The sequence below is a fragment of the Pseudomonas sp. KCJK9000 genome (assembly GCF_046230725.1).
GTDB lineage: Bacteria > Pseudomonadota > Gammaproteobacteria > Pseudomonadales > Pseudomonadaceae > Aquipseudomonas > Aquipseudomonas promysalinigenes.
The window spans coordinates 1-9253 of the sequence record NZ_JBJJLN010000097.1; the positions used below are offsets into that span (position 1 = coordinate 1).

Here is a 9253-nt window from a genome sequence, read left to right on the forward strand (position 1 = left end):
GTTGTCGTAGTGCAAGTGTACGCGGGTGCCCCCGGTGGCGCTGATGTCGGTCAGGGTGCCGTCGGGCGTGCGTGTGAAGTGCAGGAAATGGCCCAGAGCATTCTCGATGCGTTGTAACGGCACTTCGGTGTTGCTGTCGGGAACTTCGCCGAAGTAGAAGAACAGGTTGTCGAGGGTCTGCAGGATGTAATGGCCACCCTCGGTACACACCAGGTACACCTGTTCGTGCGGGTTGTAGATGCGCTCACCCGGCTGCAGGGTCACGAACGGGACCTCGCGGCCCTGATTGTCGGTGAGGTAGATGAACGAACCTTGCCGGCGCAGGCTTTGCTCCCAAGGCAGTACCCAGCCGCGCCCCAGCACGCTGTCGACAGTGAGGTCGCTGGCGTAGAAGCGTGACCATTCGATAGGCATCAGGCCTGGCAGGCTGAAGTCGATCTCATCGGGGATCAGCTTGCGCCCAGTGGTGAGGTCGACAGGGTTGCCGACCAGGCCACCGATGGCCCTGCGGACCACAGGCTCGACCACGTAGCGGCTGGCCACCTCCCCCGCGATGAAGCCTGCCGTGAATTTCAGGGCGCAAGGCATGACGGCCTTCATGCCGGCCTGGGTGCCAGCCTTGATCAATTGGGCGATACCGCCAGCGGCGCCGGCAATGGCCATAAGCACATCGACGGTGGTACGCAGCCACTGAGGAATTTCGTCATCCACAGGCAAGTAGCGGTAGGTACCGCCGCCAACGATGACGTTATCCGAGCCGCCGGAAATGGTCGCGCCGCAGGTCAGCTTGTCACCCTTGCGTGCAGCGGCAACGCTATTGATGAAGACGTTGGTCGAGCCTTCGGCGATTTGCACAGGCCCGGGATGCTTGTCGCAGGCACCGATGCTTTTCTCGACGCGGGCGGCCTTCAGGCTGTTGATGAATACGTTGTGTGAGGCAGTGGTTATCGTCCCTGAGGGGGACGAGAACATACTGCCTATCGCCTCTCCGGCGGCGGTCAGCAGGCTGCCTCCAATACCGGCTGCAAGGCCGGCCAACAAGGCCACGCCAAACCCGCAGGTGAAAGTGGCAATGGCTACCGTGGCCACCAGCGCGATGCCCAAGGCGGCTCCAATTAGAAAGCCCCCCAGTGCGCTGGTGTGCGATATCTCGTCGCCGAACCTGGCCGCTTCGAACATGAGGGTTTACTCCTGTTCGCCGGACTCGGCGCTGGCTTGTGCCGGGGTGCGCGCAGTGAAGCTGGCAAGCAGATTGTCCCAATCCTGGTTCTGCTGCGCGCTGAAGTCCGCTTGTGCAGTGGTCGAGAAGATCAGCGCACGCCCGGGGCTGATGATGAAGGCGGCTTGGCGCTGGTACAGCGGGCGGCCCTGGTTCATGTAGTAGGCGTCGATCTGGATGCCGGCGATCGGCGCGGCTGCCGACAGTGAAACGGCCTTGTTGCCCATGCGGGTGTAACCGCGCAGCTTCGAGGTGAGCATTTTGATCTGACGTTCTACATAGGCCTGCAGCGCCTCATCGGGCAGCAAGGTGTCCCTGGAGATGGTGATGCTCAACGGTGCCGGGACGCTGGCGCCAAGGACAAACATATTGACCGTGCGGTCCTCGAAACCTGTTGGCAGCGCGATGCTGCCTTCCTGCAACTCGTAATCCATGCGATGAAAATTCCTGATAACAATAAAGTGAGGTCAGCGTAGTGCGAGGCCATCGAGCATGCGGTCGAACTCGGCCAACCACTGGCTCAAGCCTGAACTGGTTGGATCGATTACACAGGCGATATCCAGCCACTGCGGCATTTCACTGCCTTCGACGGGGACCAGTACGCCAACAAGGCGGCCGTGCCGGGGCTGGTGACCGGCCTTGAAATGGAAATCGAGCACCTTTGCCGGGCTACCTGCCACACGACAATCGCGCTGGCGGATCACGCGCATTTGCGGGTTCGACTCGCGCAAGGACCGAACTGCCGATTCGAACAAGTGCTCCAAATCCTGGCCAGCGCGCACGTCACGGCGGCGGATGTTCAGAGTGACGAGCTCGCCTTCGTGTTCGATCGTTGTCTGGATGTCGCGAAAACGAAAACCACCCGGAAACTGCAAGTGGAAACCGCAGAAGGTGAACCCGCTGGCAACATTCCGCAGCGCTACCGGCACTGGCACGGCTTCTGGCTCTTGTTCTGGTTTCGCACTGGCCGCCTGGTCTGCCTCTGCCAACTTGGCTAGACGCTCTTGCTCCTCCAGCGCTTCGCGCCGGGCGGAAATGCGGTCATAGATCGAGGGTTTGTACATGCGCCTGGCCTCAGTCGTTGATTCGCACAGGCGCGCCCGTGATCTTGGTGATGTCGGAGCTGGTGGTGGTGATGACCTTGCCTTTGATCTCGATGCCTTCCGGCGTCAGCGTGATGCTGCTGTCGCCCACCTGGAGGATGATGTGCTGCTTGGCTGCCACCTGAATGAACTGGTTGTCCACCTGGAGCGTATAAGAGCCTTCGGTTACTTGCACCACGGTGTCTTTCTTGACCTGCTCGGTGTGCGTGCCACCCACCGTGATCGTCCGGTTGTTCCCCACATCATGGGTTTCATCCAGCTCGATCTCGGTGTCCATGTTGCGCTCGGCGTGCATGATGATCTGCTCGGCGCCGGCCTTGTCCTCGAAGCGGAAGAAGTTGGCGGTACCGCCGTCACCCTTCATCGACCGGGTCAGGAAGCCACTCTGGGTCTTGTTCGCCGGCAGCGACCATGGCGGGGTGTTGGTGCTGTTGTACAGGCTGCCCATGATCAGCGGGCGGTCGGGGTTGCCGTCGAGGAACACCACCACCACTTCGTCGCCTACACGTGGGATCTGGATGCTGCCGAAGCCGCCGCTGGCACCGGATTGGGCGACGCGTACCCAGCACGAGCTGTGGTCGTTGTACTTGCCATTGCGGTCCCAGTGGAACTGGATCTTCACCCGGCCCAGCTCGTCGGTGAAGATCTCCTCACCCGGTGGGCCGACGATGATCGCGGTCTGCGGGCCGGCGATGGTCGGCTTGGGCGTGCTCAGCTGCGGGCGGAACGGGATCTTCTTGCGCACGCAACTGAAGGTGTTGAAGTAGCTGGCCGGCTGGCCGGTAAGGTAGTTGTTGTGGCCTTCGCTTTCCACGCTCATCAGCAGGAACTGGCGGTCTTCTACCGGGCCCTGGTCGTGGATGTAGTGCTGCAGCAGCTCGAAGGTGTAGCCCGGCTTCATGGCCCGACAGTTACTGGCACCTTCGAATTTCTTGCCGCGCAGCTCCAGCGCCTCGATGCGCAGGCGCAGCAGGGTTTCGCCCTCGTCGTAGGTGCCGTGGGTGTACTGGCCGGGGAAGTCGTAGATCTCGAAGTTCTCGACATCGCCCTGCTTGTTCACGCTGTTCAGCGCCACCGGCAGGCGGTTGTTGGGCTGGCGGTAGTCGAAGGTCTGCGTGGCCATCTTGCCGGACTGCAACTGGCGGTTGCCGCTCCACTGGGTGATGGAGTCGGCAGTCTCGGTGACCGAGGCGCTGTGGAAGCGGATTTGCGGTTGCTCGGGGATGTCCACCAGCGTGCTGGAGTCATCGCAGATGATCATGGTGTGGCCTTCGGCGGTGTGCTCGAAGTAGTAGAACATCCCCTCTTCCTCCAACAGGCGCTGGACGAAGTTGAAGTCGGTTTCACGGTACTGGGTGATGTAGGTGTAGCGCTTCTGCGGACGGGTCAGGCGGAACTCGTGACGAGAGAACGCCGGGCACAGGGCGAACACTTCGGTAACCACTTCCTCGACCGTGTTGCCCTGGAAGATCCGCGTGTCGAAGCGGTTCTTCAGCATCGAGAACCACGGGTTGAGGGTTGCGGTATAGCGCGCCATGCCGCCGTCGCTGCCAATGCTGGCAAAGCGTGTGAGGTAGCCGGTTATGTAGCGCGGGCCGCCTTCGGCCAGTTCGATCTCGATGCTGACATGCTGGCCCATCATGGACTTGAGCGGCACGCCGGAGTCTTCGCAGACCAGCAGCAGTTCGTAGTTGAACGCCCGCGACAGGGCTTCGGTGCCCTTGAAGGTTTCCAGCAGCAGTTCCTGCTCGGGGTTGGCCAGGTTGTGAAACTTGAACAGGCGGCGGTTCTGCGGCGACAGCAGCGTGGAGGCCAGGTCCATGATCATGCGAAATCTCCTTGAAAACACGGCCAGCACGCGCTTGCGATGCTCAGCTGCAACCCTGATCTTGCGGGCGTATTCTGCATGCGCGCATAACGCGCGTGCTCTGCGGAATCATGCGACTGCCTGCAGAAAGGAAAGTGCCATCATGCATTGAAATTAATGCGACATGGTTCACATTCCCGAATGCCAGGCAGGCAGAAAGCCCCAAAGGAAACACCGGCAAAAGCTGCCCTGTCAACTCACTACAGGCCTTGAAAAACAGGGCAATACCGCCCTGCAGGGCAATGTCATATCGCCATCCTTCATATTCCTCACTGGCGCCCGGAAGCGCTCCGGCTACCGCCGAACGGCCTGTCGCAGAAGGTCCTTGAGGTGTCGATCAGAGCCCATGCCTGACAGCTCCAACTCGAACTGTCTCGCTACCTGACGCATCAGCTCCACTGGCGGAGAAAAATGCTTCATAACGTGGATTGGTTCAAATTTTTCGCCACTGGCCAATTCCGGCAAATGGCCATCGCCAACGCGGTCGTAATGGCACTTGCGGGACGCGGCCAGCCACAAAACCGTGCAGTGATACTCAATTGCCATCATTGCCGCGCACGCCTGCCATGAGAACAATGGGCTCTGCGCCGGACTTCGCCCCCATCCTGAGGTCTGACGCGACATGCTGCGCTCGCCGCCGAGCGCCGCCACTTCCATGGACAGTGAAGCGAAAATGGATCTTTTAGCCAACATCCCCAGTTGGGGAGACATCGAACGCAATCTCGAGCAGAAATTCAGCGAGCTCAACCAGAGCGTCGACAGCGGCCTGAACAGCGCCCATGAAGCCTGGGACGGTTTCAGCCGGCGAGTGAGCAATGGCGCCAACCAGGCCTATGGCTACTTCGGTGGCCAGCGTATCGACAACGTGCGCCAGGCCATGGCCCTGTCCTACCCGATCATTCAGGACAACCTCAAGCGCAAGTGGTCCTCGATAGGTATCGAGCAAATCCTGCCGGTGCTGCTGCAACTGGTCAAAGAGGTTTCGATGATCCTTGGTGGCAGCGTGGCGGTCGGTACACTGGCCGGCGGCGTGGCCGGGGCGTTCGCGTTCGGTGTTGGCGCGGCACCTGGGGCCGTGGCCGGCGCCGGCATTGGCCTGCAGGTCGGCAACCTGATCCTCATGGGCCTGGGGCTGTCCGCCATCGCCGAGTATTTTTATCAGGGCCTGCCGGCCTGCCTGTCGACCCTTCAGCAAGGCATGGCCACGGCCTGGTTCGCCGAGGATGGCCTCAAGCCTGCTGGCCTGGACCCGAGCGGCGGTTCCGCAGCGCAGGCCCAGGAGCGTATCGAGCGTGCGGCGCGCCAACTGGCCCGCGGCCAGGAGCAACTGGTGTTGCTGCTGCTGACGGCCATTGTCACCTACCTGACCCGCGGGCAGATAAAGGCGGGCATTCTGAGGAATATGGAAACGCCCGCCATACGCAGTGCCCGGCTGCAGGCGGAAATGTCCAACAAGCAACTGGCCGCCTGGCTGGCAAAAAACGAGCAAAAGCTGCTGGCACATAGTGAACTTCAAGCACGTGACGCCACACCATTCAAGCGTGCAGAAACTGAACCACTACCTGCCAACGAACGCTCTCGCGAGCTATCGCAGAAGGCTGTTGAGCCGCCAAAACCCAAATACAAACCTGGATTCACCGAAGAAGATATTCTTGCAATCGCCAAAGGCGAAAGGCCCGACCCCACCACTTATCTAGACCCAGATTATGTCGCGCAACACTTGGCCCAATTCGAAAATGGCGCCTCACGCTTCATGACCCAGACCAACCTTGAGAAATACGGCATCGCACAGAGAGATGGTACGTCGTTCATCATGCCAGGCCACGAAGCAACCGAACTACTTGCCAAGACAGCAGGTGACAAGCGCGCGTTGGAGCAAGCCCTTGGCTTGCCTGAGAATTTTCTTGATACCAATGCACTGGTCCGGGTAGACATCCCTGATCCGAAGCAGTTGAATCTACGGATTCCATCAGGAAATGAAGCCGGTGCTAACGAATTCTGGATCCCTGGTGGCAAGCTACCTGACGGCAACAGTGAAGCCGTCATAGACGCGGCGGGTATTGCCGCCAAGATGTTCAATACCGCTCCCCTTTTTTGAAGGCCCCCTATGAAATTCAAAGATCTTTTCATCAGTCGTCAGCACATGTACTCAATCGGCATCGAAGAAGACGCTGGTCAGTATTACGTTTCGTTCCCCGTCAGCAACGGCATGGTTGACTACGAAGAATATTACGCCATCGCTCCAGCTACATTTGATGCCTTCATGGATGACCCTGATTCGGCGCTGGCTTTCGTGATAAAATGCCGCAAAAGACAACTCGATGAATTACTTATCATCAAGCCGGGAAAAAATCGGGGCACGGCCATCTAGTGCCACATAGATAAATGCTGACGAAATCCGACATTGCATGAACGTTTGACCCTACCAACAAATGAGTGGCGCCCTCTTACGCTGCGGTGAAGTGGTGCAGTACCTTACCCCAATCAGGACTGACCATGAGCACCGAAACACTCAAGCAGAAATTACTCAAGCTTCGCTTGATCATCGACAGCCTGAAGGCGCAAGACCCTGCCGCGATGAAGCTGAGCGTCGAACTGGAGCCACTGCTGAAAGCCGCAGACCAATAGCCCCATGCCTCCAAGTGAAACACATATAGATACAACTCATGCACATCACGTGGACCGAAATCCATTCCGTGGAACGACGCAAATAACCTGTACCGGGAATAAACTTTTCAAACTAATATGAGCAGGTGAGAAATGAAACCAGCCACACCACTGGAGTATGTAGATAAAGCAATTGCGCTGGCGATTGACCGACAAAAGCGCATTCCTGGCTTTACGATTTACGCGACTATAGTCGACCAGTTAAAGTACATCAGGGCAGTTTTCGACGGTACCGAAAAAGATAAATCCAAGCTGCACAGGCTAACGATTGGAGCTATTGCATCAAAGGAATTCGAGGAAAATGACCCGGAGCTGGCCAGGGTATTGAAGGACGCTTACTACGTGGCCATTCAGTCGGCCCGCGGCTTGACGATTCAACTACCTGATTGAACTCGGCCACTAGCGAGTTCATACCTTGGTTGATTACGAAGAGTATTATTGGATCGAACAGGCACCGTTCGATGCCTAGCTGCAGCGGCCGAGCACCGCACCTGCGATGGTCAGCAAGAGCCGGAAACGCCAGATGGACCATGAGTTGATCTACCCGCCAAGCGCCAATCGAGGTCGAGCGCGCAAGACCCTCAATGCGCCACGCTATGGCATCCAAAAACATCGCGGGTAGAATTGCCGACGAGCTTTACGATGAAGCCAAGTGGTGGGTCATCCGCAAGCTGCGCCCCGACGGGATCGATCTGCCAAGCTGGCCGAGCGCCCCCAAGCTGCCGTCGATGCCCTCCCTGCCATCGCTGCCCACGTTCAACCTGCCTAAATTCTGACGATGAATACACACTCTTCACCAATGTCCGCTGGGCTTTCGCCCCTCAAGATCAGGCTACTGGCTGCTGGCATGAGCATCGCCATGCTGTTGGTCGCGGCCCTCTCGATCTACGCCTACATCAACTACCTATTCCCGCTATACGGCAGGTTACTGCGTGGCGCGCCTGTGGTGGAAACGCCTTACCTCGCGTTCGGCCTGCTGATGGCACCGCCGGCGCTGGCAATTCTGCTGGTTGGCTGTGCGGTATGTATCTGGACCGGGAAAAAATTCGACCCGTCTGAAGGCTCACGCCTGCACCGCTTCCAGACACTGATGTTCGGGCTTTCGCTGAAGACGCTGCTCTACGTGGTCCCCGCCGTGATGATTCTGACGACCCTTGCACTGCTTGGCAGAGGCTACTCCCCCTGCTCGAAGCTGCTGATATCGGGCTCTGCCTGGCAGGTGTTCTGGGTCAACGATGAGCGCGTGTGCTTCAAGCCCGATCACTACATCAACGACAACTGGCCATGCAAAGTCATCGACGGCAAGGACGTTTGCGTACAGGTCGATGGCCGCTGAAGTTGAGCTAATGAGCGGATGCTGCACTCACTCGTTGAAACCGCCTCAGCAGGGTTGAACATGAATATCGAAACCCTAAAACAGAAGTCTCTAAAGCTTCGCCTGATCATCGACAGCCTGAAGGCGCAAGACCCTTGCGCGACGAAGTTGAGCGTCGAACTGGAGCCACTGCTGAAGGCGGCAGATCAGGAACGCATCCGCATCCCGATGGAGTGGGGCGACATCCCTGGGCGCTAGCTGTTCACCGAAGAGGGGCTGCAGCAGCATGCCGATCTCGAGCACGCCTTTGCCGAGTTTCGCATCGAGCTGACAGGGGGCGAATCGCCTACCCTGCGCAAGCTCAAGGCGCGTATTGGGGAAGAGGCCGTCGCTGGGATCTCAAGGCGGACACAAACCCCTCGTCTAGCAGCGAAACTGGGACAATAGCATTCAGGTTTCGAGCTGTTCTGACCTTGCTCATGTGTGCAAGCGTGGGTCTGCTCGCCGTTTATTGGCTAATCACACACGTGCTTCCCATTTACGGCCGGATGTGACGTCTCGCGTCTGTTATCGAAGTCCCGTATAGAGCTTTTGGCTTGCTCATGGCCCCGCCTGTGATGCTCGCTTGTGTCATTGCCAGTGCTTTCGCGATATATACAGGCTCAAATCATCAACACCGCTATGATTACCTTCAGCAGCCACGCGGACCAAATTTTTGCAAGAAAGCGCTCAACGGTGAACATGAGTTCAATCCATTTGATAATTCGAACATAGAGCGCTAATCGTGCATAACCTGCGGGACCCGAGGGCACGCAACCTACATACAGAACTTTCAATGCCTACCCTAAGTAAGCTCAACCAACTCACCAACCGGTGGCGTAAGTTCAAATATTCGACTCGCCAAATTACGAATGCGTTGCGACCAAGAATTTGCATCTAAAGAACCGTCAAACCCAGAAACCTCTGCCCAGTAAACCCCATCATCCAGCAAGTACAAAACTGCTAAGCGCCTCGACCAGTTGAGAGTGCGAGAGCACTTCTTCATCTTTCCGATTACGAATCAGCGTAAACACTTCTTTACT

At 58.1% G+C, this 9253-nt stretch carries 10 protein-coding genes and 1 pseudogene; 7 read left to right on the top strand and 4 right to left on the bottom strand.

Annotated elements, in window-relative coordinates; all coding sequences use genetic code 11:
* The 4 genes from ACK59H_RS22290 to tssI all read right to left on the bottom strand — a co-directional run.
* A partial coding sequence (locus ACK59H_RS22290) for a DUF6531 domain-containing protein (protein WP_409264930.1) occupies positions 1-1179 on the bottom strand: 1179 nt, incomplete at its 3' end.
* 6 nt (positions 1180-1185) lie between these two features.
* Positions 1186-1653: a DcrB-related protein gene (locus tag ACK59H_RS22295; RefSeq protein WP_060476422.1), complete on the bottom strand. Its 468-nt coding sequence runs from the start codon at positions 1651-1653 to the stop codon at positions 1186-1188.
* Positions 1654-1686: 33 nt separating this feature from the next.
* Entirely contained in the window at positions 1687-2283 is a 597-nt protein-coding gene (locus ACK59H_RS22300) for a DcrB-related protein (RefSeq protein WP_409264931.1), read from the bottom strand.
* Positions 2284-2293: 10 nt separating this feature from the next.
* Entirely contained in the window at positions 2294-4150 is a 1857-nt protein-coding gene (gene tssI / locus ACK59H_RS22305) for a type VI secretion system tip protein TssI/VgrG (RefSeq protein WP_409264932.1), read from the bottom strand.
* A 712-nt stretch (positions 4151-4862) separates the two neighbouring features.
* Here tssI and ACK59H_RS22310 point away from each other — a divergent pair.
* From ACK59H_RS22310 to ACK59H_RS22340, 7 genes and pseudogenes are all read left to right on the top strand, one after another.
* A complete protein-coding gene (locus ACK59H_RS22310; RefSeq protein WP_230849722.1) occupies positions 4863-6287 on the top strand; it encodes a DUF6861 domain-containing protein in 1425 nt (474 codons plus the stop codon).
* Between the two features lie 9 nt (positions 6288-6296).
* Positions 6297-6560 carry a hypothetical protein gene (locus ACK59H_RS22315; protein ID WP_020190029.1) on the top strand — a complete coding sequence of 88 codons (264 nt, stop codon included), beginning with the start codon at positions 6297-6299 and terminating at the stop codon, positions 6558-6560.
* Positions 6561-6685: 125 nt separating this feature from the next.
* Complete coding sequence (locus tag ACK59H_RS22320; protein ID WP_261745542.1) at positions 6686-6817, top strand: hypothetical protein; 132 nt, start codon at positions 6686-6688, stop codon at positions 6815-6817.
* A 132-nt stretch (positions 6818-6949) separates the two neighbouring features.
* Positions 6950-7246 carry an immunity protein Tsi6 family protein gene (locus ACK59H_RS22325; RefSeq protein WP_060476426.1) on the top strand — a complete coding sequence of 99 codons (297 nt, stop codon included), beginning with the start codon at positions 6950-6952 and terminating at the stop codon, positions 7244-7246.
* 206 nt (positions 7247-7452) lie between these two features.
* A complete protein-coding gene (locus ACK59H_RS22330) occupies positions 7453-7632 on the top strand; it encodes a hypothetical protein (protein ID WP_060476427.1) in 180 nt (59 codons plus the stop codon).
* A gap of 50 nt (positions 7633-7682) precedes the next feature.
* The gene (locus ACK59H_RS22335) at positions 7683-8192 is read left to right on the top strand and encodes a hypothetical protein (RefSeq protein ID WP_081016575.1); all 510 of its coding nucleotides are present in this window, start codon (positions 7683-7685) and stop codon (positions 8190-8192) included.
* Positions 8193-8252: 60 nt separating this feature from the next.
* A pseudogene (locus ACK59H_RS22340) lies at positions 8253-8618 on the top strand (hypothetical protein).
* Positions 8619-9253: the final 635 nt, after the last annotated feature.